General features: G+C 42.6%; 15 protein-coding genes and 2 pseudogenes. 6 read left to right on the top strand and 11 right to left on the bottom strand.

Annotated elements, in window-relative coordinates; all coding sequences use genetic code 11:
- Positions 1-7: 7 nt before the first annotated feature.
- Positions 8-1,429 (top strand): RagB/SusD family nutrient uptake outer membrane protein, encoded by a 1,422-nt coding sequence (locus GVT53_RS00935; RefSeq protein ID WP_036386028.1) that lies wholly within the window; start codon positions 8-10, stop codon positions 1,427-1,429.
- Positions 1,430-1,729: 300 nt separating this feature from the next.
- On the opposite strand, the pseudogene GVT53_RS00940 reads toward GVT53_RS00935, so the two are convergent.
- Positions 1,730-1,870, bottom strand: a pseudogene (locus GVT53_RS00940) (ATP-binding protein); the annotation flags it as partial.
- Between the two features lie 286 nt (positions 1,871-2,156).
- Between GVT53_RS00940 and GVT53_RS00945 the strand changes: the two are divergent.
- Positions 2,157-2,462 (top strand): transposase, encoded by a 306-nt coding sequence (locus tag GVT53_RS00945; protein WP_394297317.1) that lies wholly within the window; start codon positions 2,157-2,159, stop codon positions 2,460-2,462.
- A gap of 52 nt (positions 2,463-2,514) precedes the next feature.
- On the opposite strand, the gene GVT53_RS00950 is transcribed toward GVT53_RS00945, so the two are convergent.
- The 7 genes and pseudogenes from GVT53_RS00950 to GVT53_RS00980 form a co-directional block, all read right to left on the bottom strand.
- A complete protein-coding gene (locus GVT53_RS00950) occupies positions 2,515-3,360 on the bottom strand; it encodes a glycoside hydrolase family 3 N-terminal domain-containing protein (protein ID WP_394297318.1) in 846 nt (281 codons plus the stop codon).
- 283 nt (positions 3,361-3,643) lie between these two features.
- A complete protein-coding gene (locus tag GVT53_RS00955) occupies positions 3,644-4,753 on the bottom strand; it encodes a formylglycine-generating enzyme family protein (RefSeq protein ID WP_036379437.1) in 1,110 nt (369 codons plus the stop codon).
- A 54-nt stretch (positions 4,754-4,807) separates the two neighbouring features.
- The gene (locus GVT53_RS00960) at positions 4,808-6,451 is read right to left on the bottom strand and encodes a sulfatase family protein (protein WP_036379439.1); all 1,644 of its coding nucleotides are present in this window, start codon (positions 6,449-6,451) and stop codon (positions 4,808-4,810) included.
- Positions 6,452-6,457: 6 nt separating this feature from the next.
- The gene (locus GVT53_RS00965; RefSeq protein ID WP_051947148.1) at positions 6,458-8,197 is read right to left on the bottom strand and encodes a sulfatase family protein; all 1,740 of its coding nucleotides are present in this window, start codon (positions 8,195-8,197) and stop codon (positions 6,458-6,460) included.
- 108 nt (positions 8,198-8,305) lie between these two features.
- Positions 8,306-9,188: pseudogene (locus GVT53_RS00970) on the bottom strand (IS481 family transposase).
- 688 nt (positions 9,189-9,876) lie between these two features.
- Positions 9,877-12,273 carry a hybrid sensor histidine kinase/response regulator gene (locus GVT53_RS00975; protein WP_166247003.1) on the bottom strand — a complete coding sequence of 799 codons (2,397 nt, stop codon included), beginning with the start codon at positions 12,271-12,273 and terminating at the stop codon, positions 9,877-9,879.
- Between the two features lie 187 nt (positions 12,274-12,460).
- On the bottom strand, positions 12,461-13,039 hold the full coding sequence (locus tag GVT53_RS00980) for a hypothetical protein (RefSeq protein ID WP_166247004.1): 579 nt from the start codon (positions 13,037-13,039) through the stop codon (positions 12,461-12,463).
- A gap of 229 nt (positions 13,040-13,268) precedes the next feature.
- Here GVT53_RS00980 and GVT53_RS00985 point away from each other — a divergent pair, with 229 nt between their 5' ends.
- The 4 genes from GVT53_RS00985 (at position 13,269) to GVT53_RS01000 (ending at position 16,018) form a co-directional block, all read left to right on the top strand.
- Positions 13,269-13,712 carry a YHS domain-containing (seleno)protein gene (locus GVT53_RS00985; RefSeq protein ID WP_166247005.1) on the top strand — a complete coding sequence of 148 codons (444 nt, stop codon included), beginning with the start codon at positions 13,269-13,271 and terminating at the stop codon, positions 13,710-13,712.
- Between the two features lie 61 nt (positions 13,713-13,773).
- Positions 13,774-14,259 carry a DinB family protein gene (locus GVT53_RS00990; protein WP_166247006.1) on the top strand — a complete coding sequence of 162 codons (486 nt, stop codon included), beginning with the start codon at positions 13,774-13,776 and terminating at the stop codon, positions 14,257-14,259.
- Positions 14,247-14,963 (top strand): NRDE family protein, encoded by a 717-nt coding sequence (locus GVT53_RS00995; RefSeq protein ID WP_166247007.1) that lies wholly within the window; start codon positions 14,247-14,249, stop codon positions 14,961-14,963. Before GVT53_RS00990 ends, GVT53_RS00995 begins: the two co-directional genes overlap by 13 nt.
- Before the next feature lie 5 nt (positions 14,964-14,968).
- Positions 14,969-16,018 carry an ATP-grasp domain-containing protein gene (locus GVT53_RS01000; protein ID WP_166247008.1) on the top strand — a complete coding sequence of 350 codons (1,050 nt, stop codon included), beginning with the start codon at positions 14,969-14,971 and terminating at the stop codon, positions 16,016-16,018.
- Positions 16,019-16,025: 7 nt separating this feature from the next.
- On the opposite strand, the gene GVT53_RS01005 is transcribed toward GVT53_RS01000, so the two are convergent.
- From GVT53_RS01005 to GVT53_RS01015, 3 genes are all read right to left on the bottom strand, one after another.
- Positions 16,026-17,012, bottom strand: a complete 987-nt coding sequence (locus GVT53_RS01005) for a YpdA family putative bacillithiol disulfide reductase (protein ID WP_166247009.1) — start codon at positions 17,010-17,012, stop codon at positions 16,026-16,028.
- Positions 17,012-17,671, bottom strand: a complete 660-nt coding sequence (rpe, locus tag GVT53_RS01010; RefSeq protein WP_166247010.1) for a ribulose-phosphate 3-epimerase — start codon at positions 17,669-17,671, stop codon at positions 17,012-17,014. Before rpe ends, GVT53_RS01005 begins: the two co-directional genes overlap by 1 nt.
- A gap of 67 nt (positions 17,672-17,738) precedes the next feature.
- Positions 17,739-19,007, bottom strand: a complete 1,269-nt coding sequence (locus tag GVT53_RS01015) for a serine hydrolase domain-containing protein (protein ID WP_166247011.1) — start codon at positions 19,005-19,007, stop codon at positions 17,739-17,741.
- Positions 19,008-19,160 lie beyond the last annotated feature (153 nt).

The raw sequence follows: 19,160 nt of genomic DNA on the forward strand, positions 1-19,160 counted from the left end.
TACTAATATGAAATCACTATATAAATACTATGGAATTGCGGTGCTGGCCCTATCGGCATCGTGCACTGATATCTTGGAGGAAGAAACATTCTCCGAACTGGAACCCGAAACATTTTTGGCCACTGAGAAAGGAATTAGGTCGTTGCTTGGTTCCGCATACAGTTCAATACAAGTGCAACCCGGCATACCCCAGCAAGGTATTTATGCATTATCGGGACTTTCTTCGGGAGAAGTGTCAAGCTTAAACGGGAGCATTGAAATATTTTATAGGCAGCTTTCCGATTTCACATGGGACAGCAATAATAGACATATTTTAGGGCAGTGGGACCTATATTATGCAGCTATCAGAGATGCAAACGTGGTGTTGAGCAATATTGACAATGGCCCATTTAGTGAAGATTTCAAAACTCTGATTACCGCCGAGGCTCGCTTTATTAGAGGGTATAGCTATTCTAAGCTATATAACCTTTTTGGCCCAGTGCCCTTGTATAAGGATTTATTTAACGAAGACCTTTTACTACCCAGAAGTACAGAGGCCGAAATAGAATCGTTCATCGAACAAGAATTGATTTTTGCGTCAACAAACCTTCCAATTAGAGCAATTGAAGAAGGTAGGGCGACCAAAGGAGCTGCGCTTGGCACCTTATGCAAACATTATTTGAATACCAAAGAATGGCAGAAAAGTGCGGAAAAGGCAAACGAAATCATCTCTTTGGGGGTTTATGAACTTTTGCCCGATTACGAAGAAGTTTTCAGTTTGGACAATGAAATCAATGATGAAATGGTATGGGCACTGCCTCACGTAGCTCCTGATGCTGGCAACCAAATAAATGCGCTCACTTACCCAAGTGATTTTCCTAGACCGGGAGACCTTAGGCTGTATCCGGTCATCATATTTTTTGAAGATGAATTTGTATTATCGTTCGAGGATAATGATGCTAGGAAAAACTTGATTGTTACTGAATACACCAATACGGCCGGGGATGAGATTCAGCTTTTTGGCAACGACCGTTCTTTTCCTGCTAAATATCCCATGGATCCCAATGGATCGGGAGATGGGCAAGGAAACGACATCCCTGATATTCGTTACTCAGATATTTTGTTATCGAGAGCTGAGGCTTTGAACGAACTCAACGGACCTGTTCAAGAATCAATCGATTTGATAAATCAGGTTCGCAGCAGAGCCGGAGCAAGTGAAATCTCACTTGCTGATTTTTCAAAACAAAGTTTGAAGAGTTTCATATTGGATGAAAGAAAAAGAGAATTTTTCTGGGAAGGCAAAGGAAGGGAAGACCAGCTTAGACAAGATGTATTCATATCTAAAGCTGTTGAAAGAGGTAAGCTTGCCCAAACGTTTCATGTATTGTTCCCAATTCCTCAGATCAATTTAGATGCAAATCCAAAATTGGTGCAAAACGAGGGTTATTGATTTTTGTAGAACATTTTTATTTCGAGCACAGTGGAAAAGGAAAATTCGTTGCATTTAGAGAAGAATTAACAATCTTTAAGGACGGAATGATTGAAATGGTTTCCAAAAAATAGATGCTGAGCTACAAGCTTAAATTGTGTGATTCGCACACATAGCTTCAATAAATCCCCCCACGGATTTAGAACAAAGGAAGGGTTTGAAATGGGTCTGGATAAGCCCGCGTAAACTGACCCACCTTCGCCGGATGAAACCGACCAGGGCAAATGGACTGCCCAGATTTGATCTATCCGTGGGTTAAACTTAGTTTTTATTTTTCAATTTTCTTCTCATTGATTCTCCTTTTATATCTATTCTGTAGGCTGTATGCACCAAACGATCGAGGATGGCATCGGCTAGTGTTCTCTCCCCGATGATGTCGTGCCATTTTGATACGGGCAATTGTGGACTATAATTCTGTGTTTTTATCTCAGAATAACCGTACATGGTACCATTCACATTTTTTAGTAAAATAGGCTCTACCCATCATAAAATAAAGGGTTTGATAGAACTTGTAATCAGAAAACCTTTATAGGAAAAATACTTTCAAAACAATCCTTTCTACTTATTTTATCATATAACTTCTTAATGAGAAGTGATTTAAACTTTTTTTGGATCGAAAGATAGGGCTACGGACATTTGTGTCGCCAAACATAAATACCATAGCCCATGTACAAAGGATACCATAGAAATGGAGATAGTTCCGCACATACCTTTACCGAAAAGGGGTTTTGCCCCAACGGCTCCCTTGTACGAGATTGTCAATGCGATACTCTACAAGTTGAAGACGGGCGTGCAATGGGAGTACCTGCCCACGAGCTCGCTGTTCTCCCAAAAGGTCCTGAGTTGGCAATCGGTCTACCACCATTATCGCAAATGGTGCCGTTCAGGGACATTTCTGGATTGTTGGATCGGTATTTTAAAACGGTACAGGGACATGTTCGACCTCTCCAGTGTCGATCTTGACGGCAGCCACACTGCCATCAGGGGAGGCTAGGCCGTGGAATACCAAGGCCGCAAAAAGGGCAGGACCACCAATGCCCTCTTCCTTACCGATAGGCAGGGACTGCCCTTGGCCATCTCGGAACCGGTATCCGGTAACCACAATGACCTTTTTGACATCGAGGTACTGCGTAGGCTCCATAACCAAAATGGGCGTCATGCCCTCCTTCTTCGGGACCACCCCCAGGCCAGTGTTTCACCATCGCATTCACGCTTTGGTAGCCCCAACCGCCATCACCGGAAGATTGAAATCCATCCACATAGGCCCTGGCCATATCGGTGGCCAATTTAGGGTCCTCACCCATGGTACCATCAAAACGGGACCAACGGGGTTCCGTGGCCAAATCAATTTGGGAGGAGAGTGCCGTGGCAATGCACAAGGCACGATATTCCTTGGAAGCAATCTCCCCAAATTGCTTCATCAATCCAGGATCAAAACTGGCCGCAATGCCCAAGCTACTGGGCCACATGGAAATCTGTCCGCCCGATCCTGCATTGAATTCCGCATAGGAATCGCTGCCATGCCTTGGATACGAACTCGTGTTCACCGGAATGCCCATGCCGATACCTTCCACAAAGGCTTGCGCATTGTTGTTCCATTGCGCAGCAACTCCGGGAGATTCCACGCTGGTAATCAATACATGCCGTAAGTTGTCATACTTTAAAAAAACTTGTTGGGCATCGGAAAGGTCACTTGCCTTTGCCCCACTTTCCGCAAAAGGCTTTACATTGTAGGTCGCCGGACCAAAAAAACGGTTCCCACCTCCTGGAATGGATTGGTGGGCACTGTACAACATCAATCCGGCAATTCGCTCAATGCTCATCTTGGAAGCCAAGTCCTGGGCTCGTTCCTCAACGGGCAATCGCCAATCCTCATAGGAATCCAGTCCCATTTTGATTTAGATCCTTGAAGGCCAATTGATCTACTTCAAGGATGAGAACCCCGGATTTAGAGCAATACCCTAAACTTTTCCCAACTTGTTGGTGTACAAGATTGAATTCTCCTTTATTCTCTTCGGTAAATTTTGGACCACTGCAGCCCGTCAAGAGTATAACTGAAACAGCAATGCTAAAATAGAATGGGCGCTTTTAGGATTTCATATTGGTGTATTTTGTGTTCAAAGACTGTTTTTTGGCTTTCCGTTTTTAGGATTTTTGGGAGGAATCATATAGATGCTATTTGTTTCTGGGCATTTTTACCGGCATTACTGTCCTAAACCCTAAATGCTCCATTCCCGAATCAGGACTGGTGGCCATACGGGCACTTATCCGGTAGCTGGCACAATAGGAGGCACTGCATAGGAAAGACCCGCCCTTGATCACTTTTTCCTTGGCATATGGGTTCGAGGGATTATAGGCCTCAAAAGCCCCTTTAGGGTTTTGGGTAACCTCGTTTTTGTCCGCAAGTTCCTTATAATAATTCGTGTTGTACCAGTCGCTAGTCCATTCCCAGACATTTCCGGCCATATCGTAAAGGCCAAAGTCGTTCTTGGGATAGCTCATCACGGGGGCCCTACGCTCAAATCCATCCTCTTTGGTATTGTTCAACGGAAATTCCCCTTCCCACGAATTGGCATGGGAACTCAACTGCGAGACATCGCTTCCCCAAAAGAACAGCTCGTCCTTTTTGCCTGCCCGTGCGGCATATTCCCACTCGGCCTCGGTGGGTAATCTCCTTCCCGCCCACTTACAATAGGCCAGGGCATCCTCAAGGGCAATGTGCACCACAGGCTCATTTTCCTTGTCCTTAATAGTGCTTTCCGGCCCGTTGGGATGTTTCCAATTGGCACCTATCTTCCATTCCCACCATTGCGAATAATCATATAGGTTAGTCACACTGGATTTGGTTTTTTTGAACACAAGGGACCCTGGCTGCAAAATGGAGTCATGGGGTTTGGGAGTGCCCTCTGGCAATTGTTTCTTCATTTCCTCCCAATCAATTTCCCGTTCTGCGACAGTTACGTAACCGGTCTCATCCACAAATTTGACGAACTGTTCATTGGTGACCTCATGGATGTCCATAAAAAAACCGTCAACGTGCACCTGGTGCGCCGGCTTTTCATGCATCATGGCCATTTTGTCCTTAGCGACGGCACCCTCCATAAATTCTCCACCTGGTATCCAAACCATACCTTCTGGTGCTTCGGTCGGTGAATCTGTTAATTTTGGAGGCCCCTCTATTTCTGTTATGCCAATGGATTCATTTGCTCCATCTGTTTTGGTCCTGCACCCTATCAGGAAGACAAACAGGATAATAAAAAGTGCCGATTTATGCTTTAATACCATTGTTCTTGGTTCTATGAAGATGTTTTGACCTGGACTATATGGTTAATTTCGTGTTTATAAATATTCTTGGTACAACCTTTTTCTTTTTTCGGGGGAAAGTTTCCAATATTCAACCAATGGGTTGGCTTTGACCTTTTCATAATATTCCTCAATGAATTGCCGGTTTTGGGCATCGTTGTCCCCGTATTTCACCCTTAATTGTTCAAGTTCCTTGTGAAGCTCTTTTTGGATGCTTGCATAGGATAGATCTCCATATACATTGTTCAGTTCATTAGGATCCTTTTGGAAGTCGTATAATTCCCATTTATCCAAATCATAGTAGAAATGGATCAACATGTATCTATCGGTGGTAATTCCGTAATGCCTTCTTACATCGTGCTCGGAAGGATGTTCGTAGTAGTGGTAGTAATGGGCTTTTCTCCAATCCTTAGGTGTGTTTCCCTCTAAAATGGGCAGCATGCTTTTCCCTTGCATGTCCGCTGAAATTTCGGTTTGTGCGATATCCAAAAAGGTTTCGGCAAAATCCAGATTGGAAACCAGGTCCTTATTGGTCGTTCCTGGGCTGACCTTACCGGGCAACTTTACCAGTAATGGAGTTTGCAAAGATTCCTTATACATCCATCTTTTATCAAACCAGCCGTGTTCCCCCAAATAGAATCCTTGGTCGGAGGTATAAATAACAATAGTGTTCTCATCGAGCCCAGCTTCCTTTAAATAATCCAATACTTGGCCAACCCCTTTGTCCACGCCGGCAATACAGGCCAAATAATCCCGCATGTAACGTTGATACTTAAAACGGGTCAGATTGTCTCCCTTAAGATTAGCTTTCTTGACCTTTTCGTTGATAGGCCCATAGATAGAATCCCATTTTTTCTGTTGTTCCTCTGTAAAACCAGCTTGGGGTTGGTCCGTTATTTTAATATCCTGTGCCATTTTCATGGCTTCGGAAATGGACATATAGTTCATGGCGGCTACCTCCCTGTTTCCTGAGTAATCATCGAACAAAGTCTTTGGTTCTGGAATCTCTACATTTTCATACATGCCCAACTCATTTGGTCCCGGCTGCCATGGTCTGTGTGAGGATTTGTGTCCCAAAAACAGCATAAAGGGCTGGTCATCGGATTTGATGGCGTCAATCCATTTGATGGCTTTCTCCGTAATGATTTCCGTAGTGTATCCTTCCAATTGATATTGTCCCTCATTATTGATGAAAAGGGGATTGTAATAGGATCCCTGACCTGGTAGAATGTCGATATAATCGAATCCTTTGGTCGGTTTATCGCCCAGATGTAGTTTACCGAGCACCCCGGTTTTGTATCCCGCCTGTTGGAGCAATTCACCAAAGGTTTGTTGGTCAAAGTCGAATTTGGTACCGAACCTATTGTCGATAAATCCATTTTTATGACTGTACTTGCCCGTGAGTATGGTAGCCCTTGATGGCCCACAAATAGAATTGGCAACCAGACAATTCTCAAAGAGCATGCCTTCCTTGGCAATCCGATCAATATTGGGAGTTGGTGCTACTTGGGCCAATCTACCGCCATAGGCACTGATGGCCTGATAGGCATGGTCATCACTGATAATGAAGACAATATTGGGCCTTTTTTGGTTTTCATCTTTTTGTTGGGCCTGTATTTTGGTAATGCTGAACGACCACAACATTACGAATACCAGTATGATTTGAAAAGGATTCTTCATGTTATTTTATTTAAACTTATAGATGATTTCTGTTGGCTTATATCCTATACGATGCGCATTGACTTGAATGGTCTGCCCTTTTTTGAGTGATATGTTACCACCGGTGTAAACATTCCACGGCTTGGGCACGGTCACTGTTTTTTTGTTGTTATGTGGCATTAGGTAGAAAAAGTCCCAAGTTTTTATGTCCCGTACCAAGGTGGAATCCGCTACATTGTCCTTGAATATTCGATAACCTATGGAGGCACCATCGGTGGCACATGAAAGTGTTACACCTTCCTTGCTTTTTTTTATGACTGGTTTTTCGGTCATAGGGGCATCATCCTTACCTTTCCACCACATGTTCCTGACCATTTCTTTTTCTGGAATTTTACCGGTGTCCCCAACAACTTCCAGCCAGTTAAAAAGTACTTCTTTCAACTCGTTTTTCTTGTCTTGGTATGCGGGGTCGTCTGCTAGATTGTGTACTTCGTCCGGATCTTTGGTGGTATAATAGAATTCTTCTTGCGGTTTTGGCGTATTGAACCAGTCCGAAAGGTATGGATTGGTAATCTTGCCTGCATCCCTCATATCAATGATTTCCTGCATGCTGACCATTTGTCTTCTGTAGGCCAAATCCTGGTATTTGGGCAATTCGGGATGAAAATTATAAACGTACCTAAAGGTCCCATCGGTCACAGAGCGAACTCTATCATATTTATCCGCCATTCTATCCCTGCCGGCAAATACATATTGGTTCTTTTCACTTCCCGATTTTGGGCCCAAAAATGGCTTGCCCTGCAAGTAGTCTGGAATATCAGCCCTGGCAATGGATAACATACTGGGGGCGAAATCAACGGAACTGATCAAGTCATTGTTCACGGTACCGGCCATTTCAGATCCTGGATGTTTCACAACAAATGGGATATGGGTGCCTCTCTCCAAGATTTCACGTTTCATCCAGGGCAAATTGCCTCCATGATCACTATAAAAGATCACATAACTATCATCATAGACCCCATCTTTTTTTAGTTGTTGGATCAATTCTCCCACATCACTGTCCATTTGCTCAATCCGAGTATACAAGGCAGCCTTGTCGTGCCTCATTTGTTCCGTATTCTGGTAATAAAGGGGCAGCACCATTTTAGATGGATCGTAGTAGAGGGAATCTGGAGGAGAAATGATTTGGGACTCATGCGAAATGGCAAAGTTAAAGACACTGAAGAAAGGTTGCCCAGCCTTCCTGTTTTGGTAGGAGGCACCAATACTGCTTTCGTCCCAAACGGTCACGGGCTCCTCAAATTGATAATCTTCTTTTGCGTTGTTCGATGTGTAATACCCAACTTTTCTCAGATACTCGGGAAAAGCCTTGACTTTTGGTGGTAACACGGCCGAATAGCTGGGGACCCCTTCGGGCATCAATTTTGAGTTGTTATGAGTAGTTCTCATATGGGAAGTCCCGATGGAGATCTGGTTCATTCCCGTAATGATAGAGGACCTACTTGGGGCACAGACCCCAGCAGTCGTATATACCCGCGTATACCTAACGCCATCCCTTGCCAGTGCGTCAATATTGGGAGTCCGCACAGTGGCATCCCCATAAACCCCGATATAGGGGGAAATATCTTCACAAACGATCCAAACAATATTAGATTTGGTCTGGGAAAATGTGTGCGCGGTGAAAATAAATATAAGAAGAATCGTAAATCGTTTGGTAATCGTTCTTAAAAATAATGTTACAGTATGCGAAAAAGAATCAAAAATCATGTTGTACAAGATTGGCTTCACTAATTAGAGCGATCCATTTTCCTTTTATAGACAAGATTTTGATTTTTTTTTCTAGTGTGCTACTTCAGCTAAAATGGCAATAAACTCTCATTCTTTTAAGTGAAACATTAAAATCTCATAGGGTGTCTTTCCCTTAAATGCACCTTGTGTTCTATAAAGTTATAAAAGTCTTCCCATTGTTTTATTTTCTTGTTCAAATCAACATCATCAGAATAATCTAGTAGTTGATAAAACTCTTTCTTGTCCGTGAGGTGTGATCGTTCCACCTTTCCGTGAGCTGTGGTCTTCCTGGCTCTATGTAACGGTGCTCCATGCCAAGGTCCTTCACGTGCCAATTGAACCTAGATTGGAACTCATGTCAATTGTCTGTCTGGACTGCATGGATTCGGAAAGGGAACTTATTGGCAACATAATCCATAAAGTCAATGGAACTTGACTGGTTGTGACTTTCATATACTTTCAATGCCCTGATACGCGTGTAATCATCAATGGCCGTGTACTGATATCGTTTTATCTTTTTTCCTTCGTTGGTGTGGAAAATCAAGAATTTAACATCCACTTGGACATGGTGTCCCGGAGTTTCCTTGGCGTAACGTTTAGGTCCCATCGCTTTTCTGGTAACTGCTCGTTTGAGCGGTTTGATACCGTTTCTTTTAAGGGTCCTATAAACACTTGATTCAGAAATATTGATGTCATGGTATCTTTCCAAGTACCATTTGATACGCCATGCGCCAAGTTTGTATTTCCTTCTAAGGTCCAATATCAGATCAACCGTTTTTTGATTGATTCTATTGGGGTAGGTATCCGCTTCCCTTTTTTTCCTTAAAAGACCCTCTGTCCCATACTAATCATACTTTCTTTTCCAGCTAAAGAAAGTGCTCCTGCTCACATTGAACATCTCACAGGTTTCCTTGACCTTTCCATAATCTATTGCAAAGTCCAATACCCTCAGTTTGAACTTCCATCTCAAAAGTGTCTCTTTAAATATTATCAAAATAGTACACTTTTAGTTGACGTAGTCACATACATGAACAAGTAACAGGGAGCCTTCAGGAGGTCCTACATTCTACATAAATAATATACAACCTAAAGTCTCACTTAAAGGGGAGGGATTTTCCCTGGATAAATATAATAAAATCGAGCACTTATGTATATTAGTTAATACTTAATCTGACAATCTCAATATATTAGTTTAACCCTTGAATTAGTGGAAACGCCAGACATAGTATATCATCTTCGTCGGGTCAAAGTGAGTGTAGCTGGCCAGTGAAAGTGAGCCACTTTTGATTTGTGCTGTTTGTAAAGTCCCAAAGGTCTTTTTTTGCCAAAGAGGACCATGGCGAACAAGCAGGTAGACGTGCAAAAATAAATAGATATTCAAATTCTACACCTGGGGTGTGAGCAAGCGGCGGATAAGCCAGAAGTTAGGCATCTTCCGAACACGGTGGACAAGCACATCGATTTCTCTAAGCTTTACCGCTTGACGACATATGAGGTGGAGAATATTTATACTCCTTGATGGGCTAAAATCAAGCTCTTCTGATATGAAATGACTTATTTAAAATGATTTCAATATCTTTCTTTAAAAAGTTCGAATTCTGTCCTGCCGAGGTCACCATAAAAAAAGCACACTGGGACAGCGTGCTTTTTTATTTTAATTAAGCGACGTTACTAATTGCCTTGTCAATTGCATTTTTGCTCATTTTTGAAAAAAGAAGCGGACCGTTAACGGGTTTTGTTACAAGGTCGTTGGCCCCAAGTTCAAAAATCTTTTTCCTTGTTTTACTGGTGTTGTCCGCTGTAAGGACTATGATGGGAATACCTGGATGGCAATTGGCCATGCCATTTCTGATGAGGGATGTAGTTTCGAATCCATCCATTTCCGGCATTTGAAGGTCCATTAGAATCATGTCGAATTTCTTTTCCTTCATGATTTCCAAAGCTTCTTTTCCATGATTGGCAATAGTAAGGTTGGCCTTGTCCCAATTCTTTTTGAACAAGAGTTTCACAACGGTCTGGTTCATCTTATTGTCCTCAACATATAGAATGTTGCCCGTTTCCGTTTGAATTTCAGGAACAACCGATTTGGAGCCTTGCGGGGTCTCGGTTTGATGGTCATCAATCTCAAAGCTTAAATTCAACTCACAAATTGTACCCTGGGTCTCGTTGTTTTTAAGGTTGATGCTCCCTTTTTGTAAGTCAACATAGGTTTTTACAATATACAGCCCTAGGCCCAAGCCGCTGAACTCCCTTTTGTCCATAAAGGATTTTTTGGTAAAGGATTCGAATATGGTGCTCATCTTTTCTTCGGAAATCCCTATTCCAGTATCTTTTATTTTGAAGTTTATTGAGGCTTGGTCATCTTTTTTCTGACATTGGATCTCGACATCTACGCTTCCCTTATTGGTGAACTTTATGGCATTGTCCAAAAGGTGGGTAAGAATCTGGACTAGTTTTGCCTTGTCCCCGACTATTCGGGCCGGTAAATTATCAGAAATTGATACGTTGAAAGCCAATCCTTTGGCGATCGCTTTCTTTTCTTGTTGGTTTACAACTTTTTGGATCGATGATTTTATGCCAAAAGAGACTTCTTTTAATTCTTGGTCTCCTTTTTCGATTACCGTAAAATCCAAAATATCCTCAATATAGCCCAATAGATTCTTGGAGGAGCTTAGGAGCATCTTGCATTTTTCGTCCAGATTTTCTCCTTCTTTGTTTTCCTGTAGCGAGGTGGCTACGCCCATAATCAAGTTAAGGGGTGTCCTAAGTTCATGGCTGATATTGGACAGAAACGATGATTTGATATCGTTCATATCCTCAGCGCGTTGGAGGGCGAGCATTTGGTTCTGTTCATTTTCCATGCGTAGGTTACGAATCCTATTGACCATGGATATGGATAGGAATATGATTTCAAAGCCAATACCGAACTTGGTACCGTTACTAGTGAGAAAGGAGTTCTCCACAGCATTGAAATTATTTAAAATAAAAACCACAAAGCCCAACAGCAAAAAGGAAATACCGATTATAAAGAAAACGTCGACCTTTTGCTTTTTAAACTTCATTACCACAAGGGATACGAGCATTTGTGCCAATACCAATATGCCGATAGCGTTGGCCAACGGATAGGAATACTCAAAGTTTGTTGAGAGCACCAGCATAAGAACGGCAAGGAGTATTGCGAATCCTGTTACTTTGTTGACAATGTGCAACAATGGAATATTTTTCTTCAAGTTAAGAAAGGTGTCCCCGTATTTTCCAAAAAAGAGTAGGGAGGTCAGGGCGGTCAATAAAACGGCCCTGTCGGAGAGCCATCCTCCCTGGGGCGTAAAATATTGGTGGAAAAACCCATCCAAAGAGAATTGCATCAAGGCGATAAAGAGCACATAGAGCGCATAGTATATAAACGCCTTGTCCTTTAGGGCAAAAAAGAAGAACAGGTATATAATGCAGGCCAAGATCAAGATGCCGTAAAAGAAACCGTAAAACACCTGCTCTTTATAGGTTAGATTGAAAAAACTGGCCTCTTGGTAAAGTTTCATGGGAAGCATTACCACCTCTCCATCACTTTTTAGGTGTATGTATGCTTCTATTTTTTGACCGGGCCTGAGACCGATTTCAAATATGGACTTTCTGTGTTGGATGGTCTTTTTGGAAAAAGGAATTTTATCTCCGCTGTATTGCTTTTCCAATTGTCCGGTTTCATCAATTAGGAATAGATTTACAACATCTGTAATGGGTCGAGCGGTTTCTAAATAATACTGTTTGTACCGGTCTGTTGTGTTTTTCAAGCTGAAGTTCAGCCAATAGTTGTCATTGGAAAATCCCAGATTTTCCTTTAAACTGGAGAGCGGAACAAACTCCAAAGCGGGATTGTTTCTGATTTCCTCAAGGTTATATTCATTTTGTCCGGCCAATAACACTGATGTAATGGGGCGCAGTGAAACGGCCTCCGTGAAATTTTGCTCATCAAGGTTTTGGGCATTCGATACTATGGGAAATGCTAAGAAAAGAATCTTTAGCCAAAAGAACAATCTATGGGGAGTTGACTGGCGCATTAAGTAGGTATTAGTTTGATACCATCCTTTGGGAAGATGATATCAAGTTCGTTGGGTTTATTATATAACGCTTAAGGCCGTACCCTTAGTGTATTTGCCCGCTTGAGGGCGGAAACGATTAGACGTAATCATAAAAAACTTCGATGAACGGTTTTTTTGGGGTGTGCTCGCGTTCTTTTTGAGCTGATTATTGGTCAAGGTTTATTCCCAAAACTGCCATAATTTCTTCAAAACTCCCGGAACTGTTTGTGGACAGGTCGCTGTTTAAGGCAACATCAGCTGGAACCAAAACATAGCGGATACCAACTTTTTCCGGCTCGGATTGAAAAATATTTATGGTAATGGGCTGTCCATCAAAAAAGATTCTAAAGCCTTTAAAGGCTTGGGTTTGATAAGTTGCATTTTCCGGAAATTCACCATAGCTAAAATCGAGGTAATCGGAATTACCATAATATGAAGGTAGCGGCTTTGCATTTGAACCGATTTTGAAATACATCAGGGCAACGCCACCGTTTTCCATGAAAGTGCTTATATTTTCTACCGGGACATCAAAAATGGCATCACCTGTCTCTAGGTTTTTCCAAGTCCAAACAATGGGCATCCAATCCGATACAATCACGTTGGCATTACCGTCCTTGCCATCTTTTCCGGCAGGACCGGTTTCGCCATCTTCGCCATCTTCGCCCGAGCATGAAAGTAACAGGGTAACTAGACTTAATATGGCAATGTGCACGAATTTATTTACGTTAGGGCAAAAAGTTTTCATGGCGCATGTGTTTTTGATCAATTAAAAATAGGATAAGGTCTTCAGCTATTTTTACTCAATTGACGAATGCCCACTTTGGATTGACGAATGCATGCTTTGAAGCAGTTTGTGATCAATTTAGACCGTAACTATCAATAAGGTGCCCAATTTTTTATCGATTTTGATACCGACTGAAAGGAATGGATTGCTTTAGGGACTAAACGCAGAGTTGCATTTCAATATTTATATCATGAAAACGATTGCTTACCTTCTATTTTTAACAATAACTGTTTCGGGCGTTGCCCAATCCACAGACTATAATACCAAAAATGGTTTTGCCGCCCAGGGCTATGATGTGGTATCCTACTTTAATGAAATGCCGTTGGAAGGTAAAAAGGAGTTCTCAACCACTTTTGATGGGACCGATTTTAAATTTCACAGCTCGGAAAACTTGGAAAGGTTTAGATTGGACCCGACTGCTTATCTTCCAGAATATGGAGGCTACTGCGCCTATGCCGTAGCGGTAAACGGCAAAAAAGTAACCGTGGACCCGGAAACTTACGAGATCAGGGAGGGAAAACTCTATCTGTTCTATAACAAGGGAAAAAATAACACGTTGCAATTTTGGCTAAACGGGTCTCCAGAAGACCTAAAAACAATGGCCGATAAAAACTGGGAGAAGATAAAGAGTTGAATATTCTTTCTATCTTATACTCAAATTCATCAAGAAAAACCAAAATCAATAAGTAAACACTATGTTCAAATCCTCTCTGGATACTTTGGAGCAGTTTAAACAAGTGCTGTTGGAACTCCCCAAAGACTGTTATTCCAAACCATGCAGTATTCTTTCCAACGCCAGCATTGGCCAACATACACGGCACATTATCGAGCTTTACCTGTGTTTGATCAAAGGATACGAACTTTCCGATGTTTCTTACGACCGCAGGGAACGCAATTTAAAGATTGAAAAGGATTTAACGTTTGCCCTTGAACAATTGACCTACATACAAACCAACTTGGAAAAGGAAAACAAAAGCATTAAAATATGCTATGAACTGGCCGGTGAGGAAAATACGCTGGATTCCAATTATTTTAGGGAGGTCGTATATAACTTGGAGCATACGATCCATCATCAGGCATTGATCAAAGTGGGCATTAAGCACTTTTCTGCGCAAGAGATTCCCGAAACTTTTGGGGTGGCACCATCTACCATACAATACAGAAAGACATGTGCACAGTAAGTTTTATTTCCTCAGGTGGCAAGCGGTTAATTACCTCCAACCGCGATGAGCATGTTTCAAGGCCTTTGGCCTTGCAGCCACGGGAGGAGACCATCGGTTCGGTAAAGGTACTTTTCCCAAAGGACCCCAAAGCGGGCGGTACTTGGTTTGCCCTTAACGAAAACGGTTCGGTGGCAGTGCTCCTGAACGGAGGTTTTGTAAATCATATTCCTACGGGCGATTATGCTCGGAGCCGCGGCCTGGTGCTTTTGGATGTGATTGCATCCGAGCAACCTTATGATTTGCTTCAGGAGATGGAACTGATTAACATTGAGCCCTTTACTTTGGTTTTGTTCAATGGTGGTTTATTGGAATTTAGGTGGGATGGACATCAAAAATATTTTAGGCCATTGGATGCAACAGAAAACCATATCTGGTCCTCGGCCACCCTTTACAAAGATGAGGTGATTCAACATCGACGGAACCTTTTTCAAAAATTTTTGGATGCAAATACCCAAATAACCGCTAGTAGGGTGATTGATTTTCACTCCAATAATAATGATGATTTTGAAAACGGGTTTATCATTGACCGTGATTCCGGGCTAAAAACCTTTAGCGTGACCCAAGCCGTACTCGATGGGGAGGAAATTGTGATGCGCCACTTGGATTTGCTGAACGATAAATTTTTTGAAGTTCCCTTTTCACCTACACAGCTTACCCTGTAATTGCCATGGTTGCGCTAAAACTGATATGGCATCGAATCACTCATTGGGAATATTGGCCATTTTGGCTGCTCTATTACCCCATGGCCCCTGTTTGGTTGTATTACTCCATTAAGGCGCGTTCCTTGTTCTTTTTTAACGCGGCCAATCCCGGAATGAAAAACGGGGGGATGGCCATGATCTCCAAAATGGAAATTTATAATTTGATTCCAAAGGAATTTATTCCAAAAACGCTCTTTTTTAAAAAAGATGAAGCGGCCGAATCGGCTTTGAAAACGATTCTTGAAGCGGGTATTAATTTTCCTTTTATTGCCAAACCGGACATTGGTATGAAGGCCTTTGGGGTAGAAAAAATCCATAATAAGGAAGAATTCCAGAAATATGTACAGTGGACACCTTCCCATTTTTTGGTGCAAGAGCTGATTCCGTTCCAAAAAGAAGCGGGTATTTTTTATGTTCGCAGACCAGGTGATCCCCAAGGTAAAATAACAGGGATTGTGTCCAAGGAATTTTTATCCATCACAGGCGATGGGCATAGCACTATGTTGGAACTCATCAAAAGTAATCCGCGAAGCCACTTGCAGTTAAAGGTGTTGGAGCAGAAGTTCGGAGCCAAGCTTCAAAATGTATTAAAAAAAGACGAAAAATTTATCTTGGTACCCTATGGCAGCCACACACGTGGTGCCAAGTTTGTGGACATCAGCCATAAAATCAACCCCGATTTGGTAAAGACCATTGATGGAGTCTGTTCCCGAATGAACGGGTTTTATTATGGGCGTTTGGATGTGCTCTATAATTCCTATGAAGAACTTTGCGAAGGAAAAAATTTTAGTATTATCGAAGTGAACGGGGCAGGAGGGGAGGCTACGCATATTTATGACCCCAAACATTCCCTTGCATGGGCTTGGCGCGAAGTGGCACGCCATTGGGGCATGTTGTGCGAAATCAGTATCCAGAACAAAAGGGAAGGCCATCCTTATTTAAGTTTTAAAGACGGTAGGGCCATGCTAAAACAGAATGGCACCTTGCAGTCTCAATTAAGGATTGATTATAGTTAGCTTTCGGTCAAGACCTTTGTTCGGCCATATCTTTCTTCTTTTTTATGGTGCCCATAATAATGGGCGCGTGTATGCGCGAGTTTTCTATGAACCATTTATGGGTTTCCATTCCCCCGCAGATAACACCTGCCAAAAATAGCCCGTCAACATTGGTTTCCATGGTTTCGGGGTCATACGTGGGCAGCCTTTTGGGGTCGTTGGAGAGTTCGATGCCCAGCTTTTCCAAGAATGCAAAATTCGGTTTGTACCCAGTTAGCGCAAGGACAAAGTCGTTTTCCAAGGTAAGTTCTCCCTTGGGCGAATTGATGACGATTTGGTCCGGTTTGATTTCCTTGACGGTGGAATTGTAATATGCCTTTATGCTGCCTTCCTCGATACGGTTGATGATATCGGGCCGTACCCAATATTTTACACGTGGGCCCACTTCTGGTCCCCGAATCACCAAGGTTACCTCCGCGCCTTTGCGCCAACATTCCAACGCCGCATCTATTGCTGAGTTACTTGCGCCGACCACCACCAATTTTTGACTGGCATAAAAATGCGGGTCGTTGTAGTAATGGGATACTTTGGGCAAATCTTCGCCGGGAACGTCCATGGTGTTGGGTATGTCGTAGAAGCCTGTGGCGACCACTACGTTCTTGGATTGGTACTCATCTTTATCTGTCTTTACCAAAAAGGTTTCGTTCTGCTTTTCGGTATCCAGTACCTTTTCAAAAAGATGGATGTTGAGTTGGTTCGAAGTCACGATTCTTCGGTAATATTCCAAAGCTTCGTTGCGTTTGGGCTTGGCCTCCTTACTTATGAAGGGTATCTCGTCTATCTCCAATTTTTCCGAAGAGGAAAAGAACTGCATGTTCACGGGGTAGTTGAACAAGGAGTTTACTATGGGACCTTTTTCTATTATTATATATGAAATGCCCTGTTTTTTGGCCTCAAGGCCGCAGGCGATTCCGATGGGGCCACCCCCAATGATGACAACATCAAATTGTTGCATTACGCTATTTCCTCTTTTAATTTTTTAATGGTTTCGGTAGGATTGGCACTTTTGAAAACAAAACTGCCCGCGACCAAAACATCCGCTCCATGATCTATCAATTTCTTCGCATTGTCCGCATTTACACCACCGTCAATTTCAATCAATGTATTTGCGTTCTTCCGATTGATCAATTCTTTTAAATCGGCCACTTTTTGATAGGTGTTCCCTATAAAGGATTGTCCCCCAAAGCCCGGGTTAACGCTCATCACTATGACAATATCAATATCCTGAATGGTATCCTCCAACAATTTCACCGAAGTATGCGGGTTAATGGCCACTCCGGCTTTCATGCCCTCGGCTTTAATGGCTTGTAGGGTTCTGTGCAAATGGGGGCATGCCTCATAATGAACGGTCAAATGGTCTACGCCCAAATCGGCAAATGTTTTAATGTACTTGTCGGGATCAACAATCATCAAGTGGGTGTCCAACGGTTTTTTTGCATGTTGGGCAATGGCTTGTATCACGGGCATTCCAAAGGAAATGTTGGGTACAAAAACGCCGTCCATCACATCCAAATGGAACCAATCGGCGTCACTTTGGTTCACCATTTCAATTTCGCGTTGCAAGTTGGCAAAATCTGAGGCCAACAATGAAGGTGCAATAATTTTTTTGCTCATGTAAGAATTTGCTCGTTCCCTGCAAAGATAGTGAAATGTTAAAGCAATACCTTATTCCGTTTGATGCCTATTGGGAGTTTTTTGGCAGCACGATCGGGCCATAGACTGCATCCCTGAAGCGTTTGTGAAGGGAACCGTTGTAAGGGAAAATCTGAACAAAGAAGACAGCGGTCAACTCGTTCACCGGGTCTACCCAAAACAGGGTGCTGGCCGCACCATCCCAGAAGAATTCGCCCACAACGCCATTGTTCTCTTCGACCGATGCAGGAGGTTGAATCCGAACGGCAAAATCAATCCCAAAACCCACTTGCCCCTTGCTGGGCAACCAAGACCTATCCGTAATGTTTTCATCCAAATGGTTGGTGGACATCAACTCCACAGTTTGGGGTTCAAGAATTTGCTCTCCATCCAATTTTCCATCGTTGACCAACATTCTGGCAAAGCGCATATAATCGTCTAAGGTGGACGTCAATCCCCAACCGCCTGGTGTCAATGGCCATTTTTTATAGTTGAAAGCATGCGCTTCATCATTGGGGGATTGGTTCAATTCCCCGATTTCAGTTTTGCGATAGGCAGATGACATCCTTGAACGGTCCTCTTTGGGAACAATATAACGTGTATCCGTCATTTTCAACGGGTCAAGAACGTGCTCACGGACATATTCCTGATACGATTGACCCGATATCCGTTCCACCAAAAATGCTTGAACATCGACCGAAGGACCATATTCCCATTTAGCTTCAGGCTGAAACCACAGCGGAAGATTACCCAATTTTTCCGCCATTTGGGGCAAGGTGTTCTCCCAGTTGAAAGGGTCGGCCTTTTTTAGGGCCTCGCTAAATCCTGGAACATCATCTCGAGTGGAAAATCCAGCCGTGTGTCGTGTAATGTCCCGAATGGTGATGGGGCGTTCCAAATCCTCCAATATCATTTCCCCATTAGAATCCACACCTTTGTACACTTTCATATTGGCAAATTCAGGGGCATATTTTTCCAAAGGGTCGTCCAATTGGAATTTGTCTTTGTCATAAAGTGTCATCAAGGCTGTACCGGTAATGGGTTTAGTCATGGAGTAAATCTGTACCAAAGTATTACGTTTCATAGGTACTTTATTTTCCATGTCAGCATAGCCAAAAGCATTGAAGTACACTTCTTTGCCTTTTTCAAAAATCAAAGCCGACGCTCCGGCCACTTCACCATTTTTCACAAAGCTTTGCAAAGTGGAGTCCAATCTGGCCTTTGCCGTTTCCTGAATTACTTTTTTAGAATTTTCCTGACCTATAGCTGTGGATATAAAGGTAGTTACTGTAAGAATATAGAGAAATCTTCTTTTCATGTTGGGTTGAATGTATTTCTTGAATATCAAATCTGTTCATTGCTAGAAAGGTAGCCAATTTATTGGTATATCCTCATTGTTTTAAACTCAATAAAATTGATGTTTGAAATTTCATGAGACTTTTTTGTGAAAAATATATTATACCTGCATTGG

It is taken from the genome of Flagellimonas oceani (assembly GCF_011068285.1).
GTDB classification, from domain to species: domain Bacteria; phylum Bacteroidota; class Bacteroidia; order Flavobacteriales; family Flavobacteriaceae; genus Flagellimonas; species Flagellimonas oceani.

Bases quoted from the DNA above. Each gene is read 5' to 3' on its own strand.
- GVT53_RS00935 (WP_036386028.1), top strand. From the start codon at position 8: ATGAAATCACTATATAAATACTATGGAATTGCGGTGCTGGCCCTATCG.
- GVT53_RS00945 (WP_394297317.1), top strand. From the start codon at position 2,157: ATGGAGATAGTTCCGCACATACCTTTACCGAAAAGGGGTTTTGCCCCA.
- GVT53_RS00950 (WP_394297318.1), bottom strand. From the start codon at position 3,360: ATGGGACTGGATTCCTATGAGGATTGGCGATTGCCCGTTGAGGAACGA.
- GVT53_RS00955 (WP_036379437.1), bottom strand. From the start codon at position 4,753: ATGGTATTAAAGCATAAATCGGCACTTTTTATTATCCTGTTTGTCTTC.
- GVT53_RS00960 (WP_036379439.1), bottom strand. From the start codon at position 6,451: ATGAAGAATCCTTTTCAAATCATACTGGTATTCGTAATGTTGTGGTCG.
- GVT53_RS00965 (WP_051947148.1), bottom strand. From the start codon at position 8,197: ATGATTTTTGATTCTTTTTCGCATACTGTAACATTATTTTTAAGAACG.
- GVT53_RS00975 (WP_166247003.1), bottom strand. From the start codon at position 12,273: ATGCGCCAGTCAACTCCCCATAGATTGTTCTTTTGGCTAAAGATTCTT.
- GVT53_RS00980 (WP_166247004.1), bottom strand. From the start codon at position 13,039: ATGAAAACTTTTTGCCCTAACGTAAATAAATTCGTGCACATTGCCATA.
- GVT53_RS00985 (WP_166247005.1), top strand. From the start codon at position 13,269: ATGAAAACGATTGCTTACCTTCTATTTTTAACAATAACTGTTTCGGGC.
- GVT53_RS00990 (WP_166247006.1), top strand. From the start codon at position 13,774: ATGTTCAAATCCTCTCTGGATACTTTGGAGCAGTTTAAACAAGTGCTG.
- GVT53_RS00995 (WP_166247007.1), top strand. From the start codon at position 14,247: ATGTGCACAGTAAGTTTTATTTCCTCAGGTGGCAAGCGGTTAATTACC.
- GVT53_RS01000 (WP_166247008.1), top strand. From the start codon at position 14,969: ATGGTTGCGCTAAAACTGATATGGCATCGAATCACTCATTGGGAATAT.
- GVT53_RS01005 (WP_166247009.1), bottom strand. From the start codon at position 17,012: ATGCAACAATTTGATGTTGTCATCATTGGGGGTGGCCCCATCGGAATC.
- rpe (WP_166247010.1), bottom strand. From the start codon at position 17,671: ATGAGCAAAAAAATTATTGCACCTTCATTGTTGGCCTCAGATTTTGCC.
- GVT53_RS01015 (WP_166247011.1), bottom strand. From the start codon at position 19,007: ATGAAAAGAAGATTTCTCTATATTCTTACAGTAACTACCTTTATATCC.